General features: G+C 66.6%; 22 protein-coding genes and 1 tRNA gene. 7 read left to right on the forward strand and 16 right to left on the reverse strand.

Going from position 1 to position 19,164, the window contains the following annotated elements; genetic code table 11:
* Positions 1-58: 58 nt before the first annotated feature.
* From GJ693_RS00505 to GJ693_RS00550, 10 genes are all read right to left on the reverse strand, one after another.
* Entirely contained in the window at positions 59-1,063 is a 1,005-nt protein-coding gene (locus GJ693_RS00505) for a phage major capsid protein (protein WP_156254375.1), read from the reverse strand.
* Positions 1,044-1,481 (reverse strand): HK97 family phage prohead protease, encoded by a 438-nt coding sequence (locus GJ693_RS00510; RefSeq protein WP_156254376.1) that lies wholly within the window; start codon positions 1,479-1,481, stop codon positions 1,044-1,046. The genes GJ693_RS00505 and GJ693_RS00510 overlap by 20 nt, the downstream gene beginning before the upstream one ends.
* The gene (locus tag GJ693_RS00515) at positions 1,478-1,783 is read right to left on the reverse strand and encodes a DUF6127 family protein (RefSeq protein WP_156254377.1); all 306 of its coding nucleotides are present in this window, start codon (positions 1,781-1,783) and stop codon (positions 1,478-1,480) included. The genes GJ693_RS00510 and GJ693_RS00515 overlap by 4 nt, the downstream gene beginning before the upstream one ends.
* A complete protein-coding gene (locus tag GJ693_RS00520) occupies positions 1,780-2,895 on the reverse strand; it encodes a phage portal protein (RefSeq protein WP_408014517.1) in 1,116 nt (371 codons plus the stop codon). The genes GJ693_RS00515 and GJ693_RS00520 overlap by 4 nt, the downstream gene beginning before the upstream one ends.
* A 25-nt stretch (positions 2,896-2,920) precedes the next feature.
* Positions 2,921-4,234, reverse strand: coding sequence for a DNA-packaging protein (locus GJ693_RS00525; RefSeq protein ID WP_156254379.1), 1,314 nt, complete (start codon positions 4,232-4,234; stop codon positions 2,921-2,923).
* Between the two features lie 64 nt (positions 4,235-4,298).
* Positions 4,299-4,874 carry a hypothetical protein gene (locus GJ693_RS00530; RefSeq protein ID WP_156254380.1) on the reverse strand — a complete coding sequence of 192 codons (576 nt, stop codon included), beginning with the start codon at positions 4,872-4,874 and terminating at the stop codon, positions 4,299-4,301.
* 87 nt (positions 4,875-4,961) lie between these two features.
* Entirely contained in the window at positions 4,962-6,374 is a 1,413-nt protein-coding gene (locus GJ693_RS00535) for a serine hydrolase domain-containing protein (RefSeq protein ID WP_156254381.1), read from the reverse strand.
* The gene (locus GJ693_RS00540) at positions 6,371-7,504 is read right to left on the reverse strand and encodes a serine hydrolase domain-containing protein (RefSeq protein WP_156254382.1); all 1,134 of its coding nucleotides are present in this window, start codon (positions 7,502-7,504) and stop codon (positions 6,371-6,373) included. Before GJ693_RS00540 ends, GJ693_RS00535 begins: the two co-directional genes overlap by 4 nt.
* Positions 7,501-8,667, reverse strand: a complete 1,167-nt coding sequence (locus GJ693_RS00545; protein ID WP_156254383.1) for a deoxyguanosinetriphosphate triphosphohydrolase — start codon at positions 8,665-8,667, stop codon at positions 7,501-7,503. Before GJ693_RS00545 ends, GJ693_RS00540 begins: the two co-directional genes overlap by 4 nt.
* Positions 8,668-8,677: 10 nt before the next feature.
* Entirely contained in the window at positions 8,678-9,802 is a 1,125-nt protein-coding gene (locus tag GJ693_RS00550) for a CaiB/BaiF CoA transferase family protein (protein WP_156254384.1), read from the reverse strand.
* 174 nt (positions 9,803-9,976) lie between these two features.
* Here GJ693_RS00550 and GJ693_RS17425 point away from each other — a divergent pair, with 174 nt between their 5' ends.
* Positions 9,977-10,648 carry a PEPxxWA-CTERM sorting domain-containing protein gene (locus GJ693_RS17425; RefSeq protein ID WP_235902515.1) on the forward strand — a complete coding sequence of 224 codons (672 nt, stop codon included), beginning with the start codon at positions 9,977-9,979 and terminating at the stop codon, positions 10,646-10,648.
* Between the two features lie 96 nt (positions 10,649-10,744).
* A complete protein-coding gene (gene hemB, locus GJ693_RS00560; RefSeq protein WP_156254385.1) occupies positions 10,745-11,740 on the forward strand; it encodes a porphobilinogen synthase in 996 nt (331 codons plus the stop codon).
* On the opposite strand, the gene GJ693_RS00565 is transcribed toward hemB, so the two are convergent.
* The gene (locus GJ693_RS00565; RefSeq protein ID WP_197041843.1) at positions 11,727-12,362 is read right to left on the reverse strand and encodes a LuxR C-terminal-related transcriptional regulator; all 636 of its coding nucleotides are present in this window, start codon (positions 12,360-12,362) and stop codon (positions 11,727-11,729) included. The two genes, hemB and GJ693_RS00565, sit on opposite strands and share 14 nt — an antisense overlap.
* A gap of 221 nt (positions 12,363-12,583) precedes the next feature.
* Between GJ693_RS00565 and GJ693_RS00570 the strand changes: the two genes are divergently transcribed.
* On the forward strand, positions 12,584-13,321 hold the full coding sequence (locus GJ693_RS00570) for an outer membrane protein (RefSeq protein ID WP_156254387.1): 738 nt from the start codon (positions 12,584-12,586) through the stop codon (positions 13,319-13,321).
* Positions 13,322-13,339: 18 nt separating this feature from the next.
* Here the strand turns inward: GJ693_RS00570 and GJ693_RS00575 are convergent, their stop codons facing one another.
* Positions 13,340-14,470: a sensor histidine kinase gene (locus GJ693_RS00575; RefSeq protein WP_197041844.1), complete on the reverse strand. Its 1,131-nt coding sequence runs from the start codon at positions 14,468-14,470 to the stop codon at positions 13,340-13,342.
* Between the two features lie 425 nt (positions 14,471-14,895).
* On the opposite strand from GJ693_RS00575, the gene GJ693_RS00580 reads away from it, so the two are divergent.
* The gene (locus tag GJ693_RS00580) at positions 14,896-15,150 is read left to right on the forward strand and encodes a YjhX family toxin (protein WP_156254389.1); all 255 of its coding nucleotides are present in this window, start codon (positions 14,896-14,898) and stop codon (positions 15,148-15,150) included.
* 60 nt (positions 15,151-15,210) lie between these two features.
* On the opposite strand, the gene GJ693_RS00585 is transcribed toward GJ693_RS00580, so the two are convergent.
* Both GJ693_RS00585 and GJ693_RS00590 read right to left on the reverse strand, forming a co-directional pair.
* Positions 15,211-15,690 (reverse strand): GNAT family N-acetyltransferase, encoded by a 480-nt coding sequence (locus GJ693_RS00585; protein WP_156254390.1) that lies wholly within the window; start codon positions 15,688-15,690, stop codon positions 15,211-15,213.
* 5 nt (positions 15,691-15,695) lie between these two features.
* Positions 15,696-16,340, reverse strand: a complete 645-nt coding sequence (locus GJ693_RS00590) for a dioxygenase family protein (protein WP_197041845.1) — start codon at positions 16,338-16,340, stop codon at positions 15,696-15,698.
* A gap of 110 nt (positions 16,341-16,450) precedes the next feature.
* Between GJ693_RS00590 and argC the strand changes: the two genes are divergently transcribed.
* Genes argC through GJ693_RS00605 form a run of 3 tightly spaced genes read left to right on the forward strand, consistent with a single transcriptional unit; the run spans position 16,451 to position 18,539 of the window.
* A complete protein-coding gene (argC, locus tag GJ693_RS00595) occupies positions 16,451-17,488 on the forward strand; it encodes an N-acetyl-gamma-glutamyl-phosphate reductase (protein ID WP_156254392.1) in 1,038 nt (345 codons plus the stop codon).
* Complete coding sequence (locus GJ693_RS00600; RefSeq protein WP_156254393.1) at positions 17,485-18,027, forward strand: GNAT family N-acetyltransferase; 543 nt, start codon at positions 17,485-17,487, stop codon at positions 18,025-18,027. The genes argC and GJ693_RS00600 overlap by 4 nt, the downstream gene beginning before the upstream one ends.
* The gene (locus GJ693_RS00605) at positions 18,024-18,539 is read left to right on the forward strand and encodes a gamma carbonic anhydrase family protein (protein ID WP_156254394.1); all 516 of its coding nucleotides are present in this window, start codon (positions 18,024-18,026) and stop codon (positions 18,537-18,539) included. Before GJ693_RS00600 ends, GJ693_RS00605 begins: the two co-directional genes overlap by 4 nt.
* 2 nt (positions 18,540-18,541) lie before the next feature.
* Here the strand turns inward: GJ693_RS00605 and GJ693_RS00610 are convergent, their stop codons facing one another.
* Both GJ693_RS00610 and GJ693_RS00615 read right to left on the reverse strand, forming a co-directional pair.
* A complete protein-coding gene (locus GJ693_RS00610; protein ID WP_156254395.1) occupies positions 18,542-18,955 on the reverse strand; it encodes a holin family protein in 414 nt (137 codons plus the stop codon).
* Positions 18,956-19,074: 119 nt separating this feature from the next.
* Positions 19,075-19,151: transfer RNA gene (locus GJ693_RS00615), tRNA-Pro, on the reverse strand.
* Positions 19,152-19,164 lie beyond the last annotated feature (13 nt).

Below are 19,164 nucleotides of genomic sequence, written 5' to 3' on the forward strand. Positions count from 1 at the left end.
CTGCCGCTGGCGCGGGCGGGGGTGAAACCTGCCGGCGGCAGCGCCCCTTCAGCCGTCGTCAGACGGCGAAGCGCATCAGCTTGATCGCCCGGCTGTCCAGCACGGTGCCGCCAACGCGGCGGGTGGCATAGAAATGGACATAGGGCTTGTTGCTGTAGGGGTCTTTCAGCACGGTCGTGTCCGGCCGCTGGCTGATCAGGTAACCGGCCTGGAAGTTGCCGAAGGCGATCGACAGGCTGTCGGCGGCCACATCGGGCATCGCATCGACTTCGACCACACGATAGCCCAGCAGCGTCTGCGGCTGGTCCGGACCCAGGCCCGGCTGCCAGATGAAGGCGCCATCGGTGGTCTTGAACTTGCGGATGCGCGCCAGCGTGGCACTGTTCATCACCCACACCGCGCCCTGGCGATAGGGGCTGGCGAGCGCATGCACCATGTCGATCAGCCTGTCCTGCGGGTTGGTCGCGGCAAAAGCGCCGGCCGCACCCGAGGTGATGAACTGCAGGGTGCCGAACGGACGCGTCAGATCCGCTGTCGCTGCATTGGGTGCATTGAGGAACCCGCGCGGCTTGTTGACGCCATCACCCGTCACGAAGGCCACGCCCTCGGCCCGGGCAAACTCGCGCCCGATCTCCTCGCCCAGCCAGGCTTCCACATTGAAGCCGGCATCATCCAGCATCGCCTGGCTGGCGGCCGGATTGGCATAGAGCTCGCCCATCGGCGGCGCGATTTCGGAGAAGTTCGGCGTTTCCGTTTCCGGACGGGCCTGGGTTTCCGACACCCAGCCCGACACCACGCCGCTGGTGGTGATCAGGCGCCGATAATTGGCCGAACCGATATCCACCACCTGGGCAATGCTGCGGATCGGCGAGGCGGCCAGCAGCACACGGTTGATCACGTCATCGATCGCCAGCGGCACGCCCAGCCCGCCCTTGCCGGGCGTGGCGATGGTGGCCGCCTTTGCCTCCAGCGCCGGGCGCGGAAGCGGTGTTTCCACCGCGGCAGCGCCAGTTTCAGCCGTTTCGAACACCGCGGCCAGCGGATCAGTCTTCAGTTCCAGCATCACTTTGCTCCTCCTGCCAGCCCAGCACTCGTGCTTCCCGTTGCATCGGGAAGGTCACCAGTGACACTTCAACAAGTTCGAGCCGCTCGAGGCGGCGGCCGCCCCGGGTCGGGCTGGCCGCCTTGACCCGGTAACCAAAACTCAGGCCATCGATGGCACCGGCCCGCACCAGGGCAGCCGCTTCGGCGCCGCGCCCGTTAGCGACGATGCGCGCCGTGATCCGCAGCCCGCGACCATCTTCCTTCAGGCTGTCCACGAACCCGATCGGTTCATTTGGCTTGTGCTGCCACAACAACGGGATCGGCGCGGCGGCCTCGGCAAAAGCGCCCGGCACCACCACATCGCCGCCTTTGTCGGGCACAGCGAACACGCTGGCATAGCCGGCAATGCGCAAGCTTTCTGTCACGGCCGCGCTCATGGCTTTTCGCCCTGCAACAGGCCGATCTTGAAGCTCAGCCCCAGCAGCAGCAGCGCCACCAGCGTGCGCATGACCCAGCCGACGAGGCTGCGCAGCGCCGACTTCTTCACATCGCGCCAGCCCTGCACCAGCTCACGCAGTTCCTGAATATCGTCACCGGCCCGCTCGTCCATCAGTCCGAGCCGCTTCAATGCACGCGCTGCGCCCGCATCGGCAGCCTCTTCAACAATTGCCTGCAGCGTGACTCGAGCGGCGCCTTGCGCCTCGGCTTGGGCCACAAGGCCCTCCAGGATGCCGGTCATTGGCTGTTCTCCAGCCCAAGAATGCGCCGCTTTTCAGCGTCATCGAGGAAATCGGCCGCACTGACCTGCGCCCACAGCCGTTCCCGGTCTTCCGAAAGGGCGGGCACTGCATCGCGATCCAGCTTCAGCACCAGGCCAGGCCACCACCAGCCAAGATGCGCCGCCAGGGCGGTCAGCAGCCGGCCGAGCAGTGGCAGCAGCGTCAGCCGCCACAAGGCAACATTGGCCTCGCGATAATTGGCGTAGGTGTTGTCGCCCTTCATGCCCAGCAGCAGCGGCGGCACACCCAGGGCCAGCGCGATATCCCGCGCTGCCGCCTCGCGCATGCCGGCAAAATCCATCTCCGCCGGCGACAGGCTGAGCGCCTGCCAGCTCAGCCCACCTTCCAGCAGCATCGGCCGCCCGGCGTTGGCGGCGCCGGCAAAGGCGGCTTCCATTTCCGTCTTCAGGCGCTGGAACTGGTCCGGGCTTAACACCGAGCCATCACCAGGCTGGTACACAAGTGCGCCACTGGGGCGCGCCGCATTGTCAAGCAGCGCCTTGTTCCAGCGTGTCGCCGCATTGTGCACGGCCACGGCCGCTGATGCGGCGCCCAGGCAGCCGGCGCCGTGATGATCATCGGTCGGGTGAAAACTGCGGATATGCAAAAGGCCGCCATGGGCGCCGACCGGATAACGCCGCGTGGCCGTGCCGGCACGATAGACATGCGCCGCTGGCCAGCCTTCGCCGTCCACCTCGATGCTCACCCGTTCGGGTCGCAGCGCAAACAATGCCGCCGGCAGGCCATCGGCGCCCACCGCCACATCAACATAAGCATTGCCATGCAGCAGCAGGTGGCCAGCGAGCGTTTCCAGCAGGCCGGGACCCGAAGCGCCAAAGCCGCAGCTGTGCAGCAGGGCCAGCGCCGGGTGAGCGCGCGGCTCGCTCACCACAGGGGCGCCGCCAGCGCTTTCGGTGATCATGCGGATGGCGCGCGCTGCCACCGGATTGGCCAGGAACGCCGCCTGCACCTGGCCGGCATAGCTGCCGCCCTCCTCTACCAGCGGCATCGCCCAGCTGGGAATGCGCGGCCCTGCGCCGGGCGCAGCGGACTTGGTCCGCAAGAACGGCAATCGCATGACTGTATAACCTTATGGGTTAGAGGTTACGAATTGCCGGAAGTCCGGCCCGATCCCCCAGGAGCAGCGCCGTCAATGCCCACACACAGGCATCGGCGCGGTCGGGCGAAGGCCCTGGCCCGGCATAGCGGCCATCGGCCAGCAGGCCGCACAACTGGTCTTCCAGCGCCGGGAACACCCCGGCATGTGCCACCCGGCCTTCGCCATAGAGCGCCGCGACCGGTTCGGCCCGGGCAACCTTGCCCCGGCTGGCGCGCACGGCCAGCACCGGCAAGGCAGCGTCCACCGATTTCAGCATCGCCGTGACCATCGCACCGCCCTGGTTCACTTCGGCAATCACGCGGTCAGCCTGCCAGCGATCAACCGCCTTCACCACGGCCCGCGCCCATTGTTCGGGGCGCTGGCCGGTCACACTGGCATCCTCCAGCACATAGGCCCGGCCATCAACGCCCAGGGCGGCCGTGACGATCCCGCAGGTGCCGCCGGCCGCGGGCGGGTCAACGCCCACCACGATCCGCACGGTCGCTGGCACCTGCGCCACCCGTTGCCGATCGATCAGGGCCCGGCCCCACAAGGCACCATCGAGATCGTCCAGTATCTCGCCAGCCAGTTCCTGCCGCCCAGTCGCGGTGCCCCCAAAGCGGCGCTCCATTCGCGCCAGATAGGTTCGTGGCAGGTTGGCCTTGTTGTCGGCCGTCGTGCCGCGTGTCACCACCACGTCGGGCTCGGCAATCAGAGCCTTCAGCCAGGCCAGCGGCAGCGGCGTCGTTGTCAGCAACAATTGCGGCGCCGCCCCCAGACGGGTGGCCATCCGCAGGTTCATCAGCGTATCTTCCCCGCCGGCCCAATGCGCAAATTCATCGCCCCAGGCATAATCAAACTGTCCGCCGCGCAAGGCATCGGGCTCAGCCCCGGAATAAAGGCGAGCCTCACTGCCATTGCCCCATCGCAGCCGCTTGGCGCTGGCCTGCCAGGTCAATTGTTCGCCAGGCGGCAGCCGCGCCAGCAACCCGGACTCGCCTTCCACCATGACCGCACGCGCCACATCCACCGTCGGCGCCACCAGCGCGATGCGCCGCGGGCGTGGGCCCAGCGCGCGCGCATGGACCCAGTGCGCCCCGGCGTGGGTCTTGCCGAAGCCGCGCCCGGCCAGGATCACCCAGATCCCCCAGTCACCCGGTGGCGGCTGTTGTGCCGCCCGGAGGCTGCCGGCGCCGAGGAACCGGTCCAACACCAACGCCTCGCCATGCCTCAACACAAACTTCCGGCGGTCCTTGATGTCCAGACCCCGGAACAGATCGATCAGGGGCTCGCCCTGGTCGGCATCGGTCATGCGCAGGCACTCCGGCTGCCCCCAGCAGGTGATCAGTCATTGAAACTCAGAGACTTGTCCTGTCTCAGCCGCCGCTCATCCCGGCCAGCGCGCGCAGTTCCGCCCGCATGCGCTCCACACTGGCGCCTTCAAGCGGGCGAGTGGCGCCGCCATGCACCACCGGCCGATCGCGCCGGGTCAGGATCGCCAGCACCAGCCGCGTGTCGATCGGCCCGGCCCGCTTTGCCTCGTCATCCCCGCCCTGGCCCAGCAGGAACGCCAGCACCCGGCATTCCACCCGTTCCCAGGCATAGTTGACCGCAGCCCGCCATTCGGCGGCAAAGGCCGGATCAGCATCGCGTTGGCGCAGCAGCACCAGCAGAGGCAAGCCCATCTGATCGGCGACAATGGCCGGATCGCCATGCCGCGCCAGTTGCTCCAGAAACAGCATCCGGTCCTTCTTGCTGCCCACCAGCCGCCGGGCCTCGCGCGTGCCAGGGCGATAGCGCACCCGCTGCCGTTCCGACGAATAGTCGCGCGACTTGCGAGCCGGCGCCGGCGCGGCCAGTTCAACCGCCAGAGAGGTGTCGCCAGCCATCGCCGGCGCCGAAGACGCATCGCACATGAAATTGGTCCAGCAGGGGCCGCGGCTGGCCAGCATCACGGATGTTCCGTGGCCGATTCCGCAGGCATGCCGTATTGATAACCAAAAGCGTCACGCTTGTCAACTACAAAAGTGCCTATTTGGTTATTCACGCAGCGTCGCCACGACGTCGGCCGCAAAGCGCGTCATGGGGAATGGGGCAGATGGCAGATCGAATCCGCGCCGGATCACGATGATGTTCTGCCCCGGCACGATCACCGCATATTGGCCGCGGTTGCCGTTCATCGCGTAGGTGCCGGCGGGCAGCGGCGACACGCCGTCGTGGCCACCCAACCCACCCCAGCGCCAGAAGCCGGCACCATAGCCTTCCGGGCGATTGACCGGCTGTGGACCATCGGCGCGCTCGACGAAGGCCGGCCAATCCGGCGGCAGCAGTTGCTGGCCACCCTGCCCAAGGCCCACTTTGCCGCCGTTCTGATACAGCAGCGCCAGCCGTGCCAGATCGCGCGCCGTCATCCACACCTGGCTCGACAGCACGAAATCGCCCCGCCAGTCCGTTTCCGGCGTGGTGCGCGTCATCCCCAACGGCCACAGCAGCTCGGTGAACGGGAAGGCCAGCGCCGCGTGGCGCCCACCCTCCTTGGCCAACGTGCGCGACAGCGCCAGCGCCGCCAGCAAGATGTCATTGTTGCTGTAATTGAAGTGGCTGCCCGGCGCATGCTCCAGCGGCATCGCTGCTGCCGTCTGCGCCACCTGGGCGCCGCCCAGATACACTTCATCAGTGCGATTGCCCGGCCCCGCCGTACACAAACCGCTCTTCATGCGCAGCAACTGGCTCCAGGTGATGGCGGCGCGCGGATCGCCCGGCTGCTGCCAGGCCGGCACCGGTGCTGGAAGCGCCACGTCCACCAGCCCCTTCTGCACCGCCCGCCCCACCAGCGTCGCGGTCAGCGATTTCGCCACGCTCCAGGTGCGCTGCGGCGTGTGCATTGTCCAGTCGGCGCGATAACGCTCGGCAACGATCTTGCCGTCCTTCAGCACGATCACCGCCGTGGTGCGATCGCTGGCAAAGGCTGTCTCCACCGCTGCATCGAGCGCCGCCCGTGCCTTGCGCTTCTTCAGCGGCTGCACCGCGCCGGCATCACCCAGCGGCCACGGCTTCGCATCCGTCGCCACCAGGTCAGGCGCAGTCAAGCCCGGCACCAGGCGCGGCACGGCGGCCAGCGCTTCGGCACCGGCGCCGGGCGGCAGTTGTGCGCACCCCAGCAACGGCCGCCATACTGCAATGCGCGGCGGCATGTCCGGCGCATATCTCACCGAAACGGTTCGCGCGCCCTCGTCCACCTCGGCCTTCAACCCGCCCACCAGCGGTTGATATTCGGGATAGATGCCGGTCAGATCATCGCGCGTGATGCTGGCGTCGTCCTGCCCGGCATTCCAGCGCCCCGAACAGACAAACGCCGCCTTGTACCCCGCCGCCAGTGCCAACTTGTGTGGATCTTCCCCCGCGGCTGCCGGTGCCGCCAGCAATGCCAGCGCGATGAAAGCCTGTCTCATGCCATCAAGGCTCCCCACACGCCGGCCATCAGCATGCCGGCGCGCATGTCGCCCAAGGTCGTGCCGGCCATCTTGTTCATCACATAGGACATGCAGAGTTTGGCATCCATGTCGCAGACGACGAGGGAGCCGCCATAGCCGCCCCAGAACACGGTGTTGGGGTTGGGCAGCGGCCGGGCCGGGCTGGAAAGGCCATAGCCCATACCGTAGCGGACGGGCATGCCGAGCACGAGGTCGGACGGGGTTTCGATTTGGAGTTCCAGCGCCTTGCGCACGCCAGCTTCGCTGAGCAGGCGCTTGCCATTGGCGACGCCACCGTTCGCCATCAGCGTCTGCACCGCCACCACCGAGCGGGCGTTGCCGTGGCCGTTGGCGGCGGGGATTTCGGCCGCGCGCCAGGCGCGGGTGCGGGTTTCCAGCGGATCGACAGGCGGGTTGCCGCCCATGTTCTTGGCGAGATCCGATTGCGGACCGTCGGTGATGCTGGCGCCCTTGGGCGGTGGCACCAGATCGGCGACGCGGGCATCGTGGGCGGCATCGAGCCCGATGTGAAAATCGGCGCCCAGCGGCCCGGCCAGTTGTTCGGCAAACACGGTGCCCAGCGACTTGCCGGTAATGCGCCGCACCACTTCGCCAACCAGCCAGCCCTGGGTGAGGCCGTGATAGCCGGCGGCCGTGCCCGGCTCCCAATAGGGGGATTGCGCCGCCAGCCGGGCGCAGCACAGATCCCAATCATAAATATCGGTGGGCTGCATCGGTTCGGCAAAGCCGGACAGGCCGGCGCTGTGGCTCATCAGCTGGGCCACGGTCACGCCCTGTTTGCCGGCCGCGGCGAACTCCGGCCAATAATGGCTGACCCGCTCCTCGAAGCGCAGCTGGCCCTGATCGGCGAGCCACAGCGCGGTCAACGCCGTCATCGTCTTGGTGGTGGAATAGACGTTGACGATGGTGTCCTGGGTCCAGGGCCGCGTCTGGCTTTCGTCGGCCCAGCCCGCCCAGATGTCGATAATCGGCTCGCCATTCAGAGTGGCGGCGAAACTGGCGCCAATATCGTCCCCGCGCGCCACGGCGGCGGCCAGCGCATCCTTCACATGGGCAAATTTGGGGTGGGTCCAGCCTTCGACGCTCATGTCACCATTTCCTTTGGCAGCGGAGATGGCCCCAGCATCTCCTCGTACAGTTTGAGGGCGTAACGATCGGTCATGCCAGCCACAAAATCGCCAACGTGGCGGGCGCGGGCTGGCTCACCGGGCGGACAGGTCGCAGCCCAGTCGCCGGGCAACAGGTCCGGATCGGCGTGCAGGGCGGCGAACAGCCCTTCCACCACCGCTTCCGACGGGTCGCGCAGCCGGGCGACGGCCGGCGCGCGATACATGCGCTCGCGCAGGAACGTCTTGAGCAACTGCACCTCGGATTGCAGCGCTGCGGACAGGCCGGCGATGGTGTGGCCGGCACCGCGAATATCCTCGACTCGCTGGGCGTCGATCGCCGCCAACCGGCCGCGGGTGGTGGCCAGCAAGTCGGTCACCATCCGCCCCATCTGCTCGCGCACCAGTTCTGGCACCAGGCGCCGTCGCGCCGAAATGCCGGGCCATCGCCGGGTGACGGCTGCCCAGCAATCCGCAACGAACGGCACGGCAGCCACCACCTCGTCAATCTCGAACAGTCCGGCACGGATGCCGTCGTCCAGGTCATGATTGTCATAGGCGATGTCGTCGGCGATGGCGGCAATCTGCGCCTCCAGACCGGCGTGGCTGGCCAGGTCCAGCGGCCAGGCTGCATCCACGCCGGCCAGCGCCCAGCCGGGCTCAAAGATCGGGCCGTTGTGCTTGGCCAGCCCTTCCAACGTTTCCCACGTCAGATTGAGGCCGTCGAAGCCCGGGTGGCGGCATTCCAGTTTCGTCACGATGCGCAGGGCATGGCCGTTGTGATCAAAGCCACCCCACGGCGCCATCACCCGCTCCAGCGCATCCTCGCCGCTGTGGCCGAACGGCGGGTGGCCCAGGTCGTGCGCCAGCGCCAGCGCCTCGGTCAGGTCCTCGTCCACGTTCAGCGCCCGCGCCAGGCTGCGGGCGATCTGCGCCACTTCGAGGCTGTGGGTCAGCCGCACGCGGAAATGATCGCCATCGGGCGCGACAAACACCTGCGTCTTGTAGCGCAGCCGCCGGAACGCGCCGCTGTGAATGATCCGATCGCGATCGCGCGCGAACGGGCTGCGCGTCGCCGAGGGCGCCTCCGGGTGAAGGCGGCCGCGCGAGATCTGCCAGTGCGTGGCGAACGGCGCGAGGGTCAACGCCTCACCCTCATTTCACCGTCCCGGCCGCCTTCAGCGCATCCACCTTGCCCGCATCATAGCCCAGCTCGGCCAGGATCGCGTCGGTATCAGCAGCCTTGGTCATGCGCGGCGCGTCGCTCACTGTCGCCGAATAGCGTGGCGCCGGCGCCGGCTGCATCACGCCGTCGGCTTCCACGAAGGTCTGCCGCGCCGCGTTGTGCGGGTGGTGCGGCGCCTCGCTCATGCTCAGCACCGGCGCGAAGCACACGTCGGTCATCTCCATATCGGCACACCATTCATCACGGGTGCGCGTCTTGAACAGCGCGGTCAGTCGCTCTTTCAGCGCCGGCCACTGCGCCGAATTCATCTGCTGGCCAAAATCGGCGTCATTTTTCAGTCCGGTCTTTTCCAGCAGCAGCGCATAAAATTGCGGTTCCAGGCTGCCGATGCTGATCCACTTGCCGTCGGCGCATTCATAGGTGTCATACATGTGCGCGCCGGTATCGAGCAGGTTCACCCCGCGCTCGTCCTTCCAGATGCCGTTGGCACGGAAGCCCCAGATCATCGCCATCAGCGCGGCAGCCCCATCAGTCATCGCGCAATCGATCACCTGGCCCTGGCCCGTGGTCTTGGCGTGCAGCAACGCACTCACCATGCCGAAGGCCAGCATCATGCCGCCGCCGCCAAAATCGCCGACCATGTTGATCGGCGGCGTCGGCTTGTCGCCGGCCCGGCCATAGGCATGCAGGGCGCCGGCCAGCGCGATATAGTTGATGTCGTGCCCGGCCGCATTGGCATAGGGCCCGAACTGGCCCCAGCCGGTCATCCGGCCATAGACCAGCTTCGGGTTGACCGCATGGCACTCCGCTGGCCCCAGCCCCAGGCGCTCGGTCACACCGGGGCGGAAGCCTTCGAACAAGGCATCGGCCGATTTCACCAGGTCCAGCACCAGGGCCTTGCCTTCGGCGCTCTTCAGATCAACGCCGATCACCCGCCGATTGCGCAGCAACGGATCGCGCGCATCGATCCGGGCCCCCGGCCGATCGACCCGGATCACCTCTGCGCCATGATCGGCCAGCATCATGCCGGCAAATGGCCCCGGCCCGATCCCGGCCAGCTCGATGATCCTGATCCCCTGCAGCGGCCCGGCCATATTCGTCACTCCCCTTCCTGTATGACCCACCCGTGCCACGGCGGCACAGAAGGTCAAGCTGTCGGGGGTGGCAGGGGCTGCAGCCAGCCGAGCCTTCCGGCGCAAAACGCCGTTTGACGTAACCAAGATTAACGTTTAGCTGCCAATGAGTAAACGTTGCATCAGGGGGACATCATGCGCTTCACTCTTCTGGCCGCCGCCATCGGCATGGCCGCGGCGGCGCCGGCCACCGGCACCATTTACACACTCACCTACTCCGCTGCGTCCTGCGCCGGCGGCTGCGTCAACGATGGTGACCCGATCAGCGAATTGTTCGGCAGCAATGCCGACGTCACGGTGCAGAATTTGCGTCTGGCGCCCGGATATGTCCCCGTTGATGGTGGCTTGAACTATTATAATCGGGATTACAGCGGCAGTTCGGCCGCCTATGTCGAGGATGCGTCGCTGGAAACCCGCGGCGCGGTGGCACTGTTCGTCAACCGCCCTGGCACCATCACCCTGCTGTCGGCCGATTTCGGCGGCTGGCCCAATGCCGAGGTCCCTATTGATTGGGAAGTGTGGGGTCGTTTCAACAACAGCGTCACCTTCGCCACGGGGACGGTCGTTACCCAGGCCTCGGGCCTGACGACGGTGAATTTCAACATCAGCGCCGGGTTCAACCAGCCGATCGTGCTGATCTTCGGGCCGGATGCCTATAACGGTGGCGTTCAGAACGTGCGCTACAGCTTCATCGGCGAAGGCGAAGGCACAGGCGTGCCCGAACCCGCCAGCTGGGCGATGCTGATCGCCGGCTTCGGCCTGACCGGCGCGGCCAATCGCCGTCGGCGCGCTCACGTCATCGCCTGACAAGCCGGCACCATATCGCTTCTGCCGGGGCCGGACTGCTGGCGATGGCAGGGGCGAGAGGGTGACAGCGCGACCACAGCGGGCTAATCCACCGGCATGACTCACGCCAGCTTCCCCGCCGCCCGCCTGCGCCGCACCCGCATGACCGCCTGGAGCCGCGATCTGCATCGCGAAACCAGCCTGTCGCCGGCCAATCTGATCTGGCCGCTGTTCCCGACCGAAGGCCAGGACGTGGAAACGCCGGTGGGCACCATGCCCGGCGTGTCGCGCCTTTCGGTGGACCGGCTGGCCAAGGCGGCGAAAGAGGCCGCCAGCCTGGGTATTCCCGCCGTCGCGCTGTTCCCGCACACCAGCCCGGATCGGCGCAGCGAGGATGCGAAGGAAGCGCTCAACCCCGACAATCTGATCTGCCGCGCCATCCGCGCCATCAAGGACGCCGCGCCCGAAGTCGGCGTGCTCACCGACGTGGCGCTTGATCTCTACACCAGCCACGGCCACGACGGGCTGCTCGGCCATGATGGCGAGATATTGAACGATGCCACGGTGGAGATGCTGGTCGGCCAGTCGCTGAACCAGGCCCGCGCCGGTTGCGATATCATCGCGCCTTCGGACATGATGGATGGCCGTGTCGCTGCCATTCGCGCCGGGCTGGAGGCCGATGGTTTCCACAACACCCAGATCATGGCCTACTCGGCAAAATATGCCTCGGCCTTCTATGGCCCCTATCGCGACGCGGTCGGGTCAGGCGGCGTGCTGAAGGGCGACAAGAAGACCTATCAGATGGATCCCGCCAACGCCCGCGAGGCGCTGCGCGAGGTAGCGCTCGATATCGCCGAGGGCGCGGATTCGGTGATGGTGAAGCCGGGGATGCCCTATCTCGACATCATTCGCGCCATCCGCGACGCGTTCGACGTACCGGTGTTCGCCTATCAGGTGTCGGGCGAATACGCGATGCTGGAAGCCGCCATTGCGGCCGGCGTGCTCGATCGCAACAAGGGCGTGCTGGAAGCACTGATGAGCTTCCGGCGCGCCGGCTGCAACGGCGTGCTCACCTATCACGCGCCCCTGGCGGCGCGGCTCATGGGGGCGTAACCACGGGCTGGATCAACCCGGCCGCCGCCGCCCGGATGGCGGCCTCCGTCCGGTTTGTCGCGCCCACGGCGGCGATGGCCATGGCGACATGGGTCTTCACCGTGGCCGGAGACAGGCCGAGTTCCTTGGCGATGGCCTTGTTGGTCAAGCCCGCCGCGATCAGGACCAACACCTCGATCTGGCGTGACGTCACCTGCCCATCCTGGCGGCGATTGGCGGTCGTCACCGCCAATGTGGCCAGCCGATCCGGCAGATAGCGCCCACCAGCCAGCACCAGCTCGACGGCCGCCAGCAATAGCGGTGCGGGCGAGCGTTTCGACACAAAGCCGGCAATGCCCTTGGCCACCAGTTCCAGCATCAGGGCATCATCGTCGCTGCCGGTCACGATCAGCAGCCGGGCGTCTGGCGCGGCGGCCTGCAAGGCCAGAACGCCGGCCAGCGGTTCGGCGCCAGGCATCATCAGATCGACGATGCACAGATCGGGCGCTCGCGCCGCCTGGGCCACGGCCTCCGGGAAATTGCCGGCAGTGAACAGTTCGGCCGCCGGCCAGCGCGCGCCGATCAGCAGCGCCAGGGAATCGAGCAGCAGCGGGTGATCATCGGCAATCAGGCAGCGGTTCAATGGTCTGGAGGTGGGGGTGGGATCCGAAGAATTTTGCGGCAATTCACACTCCCGACCCGCCCGATTGGCTCATTCACGTCGCTCTATAGGCGGGTTGTGGTGGCTCAGCCATCGCCCATCTGGGCGAACCAGACGGGCGATGTGTCGCCCCCGCTGCCCGCCTAGAAGGGCCACATCCGGCGCAACACGGGCGGCCGGGCCACCAATTGGGGGATTATTGCATGCGTACCAAGATGTTGCTGGCGACGTTCGCCGTTTCGATGGTGGCGACCGCCGCCGCTGCCGAAGATACTGACAAGAAGGGCTTCTATATCGCTGGCGGCGTGGGCGTTGCCACGCTTCAGAGCACCGACATCGGCTATTATGATGCCGGCGGCACGTTCGGCGGCACGGGTGCACAGGACCGCGTTGACGGCAAGCTGCGCTTCAAGTCCGCGGCCGAATTCGGCGCCACGCTGGGCTATGATTTCGGTCGCGTGCGCTTCGACGTGCAGGTGAGCTACACGCGCAATTCGATCAAGTCGCTGGAAGTGCTGACCCTGAACGGCAGCCCGGTCACGCTTGACGCCGGCGACATCGCCGACATCTGCGATTATCTCGAAGCCGCTTCGTGCGGCGGCACCGGCAACACCATCAGCTTTGATGGTGGCAAGGTGCGCCGAGCCTCGGGCCTGGCCAATCTGTGGGTCGATTTCCCCGTCGCCAAGGGCATCACGCCCTATGTTGGCGGTGGTATCGGCGTGGCCGGATTTGAAGTGGATGGCGAAGGCAAGGCCAGCTTTGCCTGGCAGCTGGGTGCCGGTGCGGCCTTCCATGTTGCGAACGGGGTGGCCATCACCCTCGATTACCGCTTCCGCAACGCCAGCGGCGCCCGCATCGAATATGATGCCGCGTCGGGCTTTGATATCGGCCGGCAGAAGAGCCAGAGCTTCGGCGCTGGCCTGCGTTTCACCTTCTGACCCGATTGGCGCGGCGGATCAGGCCCTTGGCAACGAGAGCCTGAACGCCGCGCCATGTCGCCAGCGCGGTTCCAGCGCAACGGAACCGCCCAGCAATTCGCTTTGCCGGCGCACGGACGCCAGGCCCAGGCCCATGCGTGCCGTGGCCACCGCGCCGGTGCCATAATCGGCGAACAGCCAGGCGCTCCAGCCGTCGGGCAGGCCGCGACCATCATCAATCACCCACAGATCAACCAGCGCCCCGCGCCGGCGCGTGCCGATCAACACGTGACGACCGCCGGAATGGCGCACCGCATTGGCCAGCAGATTGCCGATCGCCCGTGCCAGGATGGCCGGATCACCCACGACGATGGCACTGCTTGGTGCAATACGGATGGTCATACCGGCAGCTGCAGCGGCTGGTTCCAGGTTCAACGCTTCCGCCCGCATCAACGGACCCAGCGGCACCGGCTGCGGCCGCGGCTTCACGGCGCCGGCGTCCAGCCGCAGATAATCGAGCATCAGGCCGATCAATTCGCTGGCCGATGCCAGCGAGGAGCGCACGCCCGCCACGGCGCGATCCTGCTGTGGGCCAAGCTGCAGGCTTGATTCAAAATGGAAACCGGCAGCAGCCAGCGGTTGCTGCAGATCATGCGTGGCCGATGCGATGAAGCGCGTCTTGGAATCGCGCTCGGCCGCGACGATGGCCAGGGCGCGCTGCGTGGCAGCCTCTGACCGGGCGCTCTGCGCTTGCGCCTCCAGGGCGGCGCCCAGGGCGCGCTGTACGAGCGATCGCAGGCCCAGCATGGTCAGACCGATCACGCTGATCAGGATCGCGACCGGGATGCGATAGGACGTGTCCTGGCTGAGCGCGAAGACGGCCAATGACACCGTCATCAGCACCACTTCCCAGCGCCCGATCGGCACGCCGGCATTGCTCGTCAGCGTGGCGACGCCGATGTACCAGACATACATCATGGTGGTGAAATATTGCAGGGCGACATCGCCGCCCGGCAGCAACACCCAGGGGCTGGCGGCAATCCCGACGTTGAAACCGGTCTGGGTCCATTTGCCGAACTTGTACCAGTAGGACACGGTGTCCTGATCATTCGGCCGCACCCATGTAAAGGCGGCCATGGCGACAAGAAACAACAAGACCAGACCGCCCATGAAGAGCACCCAGGCATCAAGATGCCAATGGGTTTGGACCCGCGTCCGGAACCAGAAATGTACGAAAACCAGCACGACGCCCATGATGATGACGCCGGGCGTTCCAACGCGGCCGCCGTAACGGATTGCTGCCGCCCTTACCGCTATTTCTGCTTCATCGGCTGAATCGACTGCCAGATTTCTTGCCACGAATTTCCTTTTGGCAGATTGGCAGATACCAGCGGCGCTTTGCGGTGCAATGTCAATGGCAGCCGGGCGGTTGGCCTTGCCGCCTCGCCGTGATAAGGCAACGTCCACTTCTGGAGTGGATATGCGCGAGATTGTTTCTGGCTGCTGACCGATAGCTGCACCGCAGCTGTTGGTTCGCCATCGCCCCGCCGGGTTCGGCGCGGCGTCCTGCACATTTTGCAGAAGAGCCAGACACCATGGATATCTCGCGCAGCGAACAGCGCATATTGCACCTGCTTGCCCAGGGCGGCAGCATTCACCATCGCCGGGAAGACGGCCACATCGTCGACGTCCTGTGCTTCACCCGCGATGGCGCCTGCTTCGCCGGTCTCAGCCTCTCCCTGTTCAAGCGGCTGAAACGGCGCGGCTATGTCGAATCACGCGGCGGGGCGCCGTACCGCATCTCGCGGCTCGGCCTCGCCCGCGTGCGCAGCCAGCTCGACAATCGTTGAAGACCTCACCCCGGCGGGCCGCTGGCCTGCCGGGGTGCTCATCACGCCGGCGCACGCCGGTCAGTCGAAGCGCCGCACCCAGCGCCAAACCTCGCCGTCTTCCGGGTCGATCACCCTGCCGATCAGGGCAAAGCCATTGCGCGTGAGCACGGTTGCCGAAGCATTGTCGCGCTCCAGCGTGTGGGCGATCACGCAGCGGGCGCCGTTGGCCTGGGCGATCGCGATCAGCCCGCCGGCCATGGCCGTGGCAACCCCGCGGCCTTCCACCAGCGGGAAACTGCCATAGCCGATCTCCACCACGCCATCGGCATCCGGCGATGCCTTGAAACCGCACAGGCCCACAATGGCGTCGCTGCTGTCCAGCGCCCACCAGTCCGCCCAGGGCGACGGCCGCGGATTGGCCCCCATGATGGCAAGTACGGCGTCAAGATGCGTGAAGCCGGCGGCGACATCCGGATAGAAACGCTCCACCCCGCGCTGCAGGGCCGGCGGCGGATCATTGATGTCGGCCGGGCTGGCCGGGATCAGCCTGACAACCACGCGCCTCAGCCGTCGATCAGGATGATGTCAAATCCCAACCGCTCCACGCCATCGGCGCGCCTGCCCAGCGCCTGGCCAAAGATCAGCGGCGGCATCGGGCCATTCAGTTTCTGGTTCAGATCCTGCGCCAGTGTCTCGTCCTGCCCCAGCAGCGGGTCGCCCTTGAAATACATCTGGGTCACCAGCCGGTTCAGCTGCCCATCGACCTGATAATGGATATGCTTGGCGCGCCAGCTACGGCCGACATTATAGGCGCCGGGCTCGATGCTGAGATAGCGATAGGCGCCATCCTTGTCCGCCACCAACCGGGCAAAGCCTTCGAAATTGGGATCCAGCGGCACCTTGCTGGTGTCGCTCTTGTGGGCATAGCGGCCAGCGGCGTTGGCCTGCCACACCTCGATCTTCGCGCCCGGCACCGGCTCGCCCTTCATGTTGAGCACGCGGCCCGACACCTCGATCAGCTTGCCAGTCGCCTTTCCGGGCCGGCCGGCCACCTGCACCAGATCGGCGTCGGCATCACTTGGCTGCTGCACCGGATAGAACGGCCCCATCGCCATCGGCATGGTCGGGTTGGCAGCCAGTGCTCGCCCTGCCAGGCCTGAGCCCACCAGCAACACTCCCGCCTGCCCCAGCAGGCGACGCCGCGTCATCTCCATCTGATCCTCTCCCCCGAGTGAAGGGCCAAGGCTGCGCCTGCAGCGCCAGCGCGTCAAGCACCGGCCGACTTGCGCCGCCGGGCGCAGCCGCGTAACCGACGCGCATGACGGAACGGCTGCGCATCGCGGTGTTGGGGGCTTCGGGATACACCGGGGCCGATCTGGTGCGCCTGGCGCTGACCCATCCGCGCATGGAGATCGCGGCCCTGGCCGCCAACGCCAAGGCCGGGCAGACGATGGCGCAGATCTGGCCGCATTTCGCGCCCTATCCGCAGCTGCCGGCGCTGGTGAAGGCCGACGCGATCGACTTTGGCCGCATCGATGCCGTGTTCGGCTGCCTGCCGCACGCGGCATCGGCGGAGCTGCTCTCCACCATCACGGGTCCACGCATCATCGACCTGTCGGCGGATTTCCGGCTGAAGGATGCCGCCACCTATGCCGAATGGTATGGTGGTGCCCACCCGGCGCCCGCCCTGCTGTCCGAAGCCGTCTATGGCCTCACCGAATTTGCCCGGGCCGCACTGCCCACAGCGCGGATCACCGCCTGCCCTGGCTGCTATCCCACGGCCGTGCTGCTGGCGCTGCTGCCGCTGGTGGCCGCACACGCCATCTCGGCCGACAGGATCACCGTCAACGCGCTGTCGGGCGTGTCTGGCGCCGGCCGCAGCCTGAAGGAAGCCAACCTGTTTGGTGAGGTGGCCGAAGCCGTGCATCCCTATGGCATCGGCCATCACCGCCACATGCCGGAGATGGAGCAGGAATTGTCGCTGCGCGCCGGCCGCCCAGTGAAGATCAGCTTCACCCCGCACCTGATCCCGATGAACCGCGGCGAGCTGGTCACCTGCATCGTCGATACGGCGCACGGGCCGGACTATCTGCGCGAGCTGCTCGCCGATGCCTATGCCGATGAGCCGTTCGTCCATCTGCTGCCCAGCGGCGTCGCGCCCGCCACCCGCATGGTGCGCGGCAGCAACCATGTGGTGCTGAACGTCTTTGCCGATCGCGTGCCGGGCCGCGCCATCGTGATTGCCGCCATCGACAATCTGGTGAAGGGCTCCTCCGGCCAGGCCATCCAGAATTTCAACCTGATGTTCGGCCTGCCCGAAACCATGGGGCTGGAACAGGCGCCATTGTTCCCATGACGGTGAAGCCGGCCATCGAAACCGCGCGGTTGTGGCTGCGGCCGTGGATCGATGCCGATCTCGCGCCCTTTGCCGCGATGGGCAGGGATCCACGGGTGATGGCGCATTTTCCGGCACTGGTCGACGAAGCGCAATCGAAGGCCACTGCCGTCCGCGCCATGAACCATATTGGCGAGCACGGCTTTGGCTTCTGGGCGGTGGAGCGCAAATCGGACCGACAGTTCCTCGGCTTTTGCGGACTGAAGACGGTAAGCTTCCCCTGCCCGATCGCAGGCGAGATCGAGATCGGCTGGCGGCTGGCGCATGCGCACTGGGGTCAGGGCTATGCCCATGAAGCAGCGCAGGCCAGCCTCGATCACGGCTTTGGCGTGCTGGGCCTGGCGCAGATCACCAGCTTCACCGTGCCCGACAACACGCGCAGTTGGGGCCTGATGGAGCGGCTGGGCATGGAACGGCGCAGCGATCTCGATTTCGATCACCCCGAACTGCCCCCTGGCCACCGGCTGCGGCCGCACATCGTCTATGTGAAAACGCCGTGAGCCTGCACCCATTTGGTTCGGACTGGCCACAGCTGGCCGATGACGTGTTCATCGCCCCCGGCGCGCAGGTGATCGGCCGGGTGACGATCGGCGCCAGCAGCTCGGTCTGGTTCAACTGCGTGCTGCGTGGCGATGTTGGCCGCATCAACGTGGGGCAACGCACCAACATCCAGGATGGCAGCATCGTTCACGTTACCGGTGGCCGCTTTGACACCGAGATTGGTGACGATGTGCTGATCGGCCATGGCTGCATCATTCACGGCTGCCGCCTTGAAAGCCGGGCCTTCATCGGCATGGGATCGGTGGTCCTCGATGGGGCAACGGTCGAAGGGGACGCCATGCTGGCCGCGGGCGCGCTGCTCACGCCCGGCAAGACCGTGAAGACCGGCGAGTTGTGGGCCGGGCGCCCAGCGAAATTTCTGCGCAGCCTGACGCAAGGCGAGATCGCCGGCAACCGCGCCGGCGCCTCGGGATATGCCCGGCTGGCGCAGGTCTATCGCGCTGGCGCGTAAGCCTATTTGTCCACGCCCTTGACCTTGCCCCACTGGCGGGCGGCGGTGTAGCCAAGATAGCCGGTGCCGAACAGCGCATAGAGCGGTTCGGGCAGGCCATTCAGATAGCGGGTCATGCCGGTGGCGATATCATTGGCCATCTGCGGCCGCACCGCGGCGATGATGCCCATCGGGATCGACCACATCAGCAGCGCGTACATGACATAGAGGAAGCTGGGCCGCGCCCGGCTGGTCCACGGATCATTGCTGCCGGCTTCGGCGACGATGGCGGACAATTGGGTGGAAAGCAGCTCCAGTTCCTGGCTGTTCTGCAGCTTCACCAGTTCCAGCTTGGCGGCATCGCGCGCCTTGGGATCGGGAATGATCTTGTCGAGCAGGCCGGCAACCGGCGCGATCAGGGCGTTGAGAATCGACATGGGAGGGGCCTTCCGGTGTGAGGGAAGGCAAGAGAATAACCAAATAGGTTCCTGTAGGACAGAGCAGCGTGGCGGCCGCCGTCGGCCAATGACTGGTATGAAAAGGGTCTTTGGAAAAATGGTCGGAGCGACAGGATTCGAACCTGCGACCTCCAGACCCCCAGTCTGATGCGCTACCAGGCTGCGCTACGCTCCGAGCCGTGGCGGGG

This window comes from Sandarakinorhabdus oryzae, assembly GCF_009733735.1.
Classification (GTDB): Bacteria; Pseudomonadota; Alphaproteobacteria; order Sphingomonadales; family Sphingomonadaceae; genus Sandarakinorhabdus; species Sandarakinorhabdus oryzae.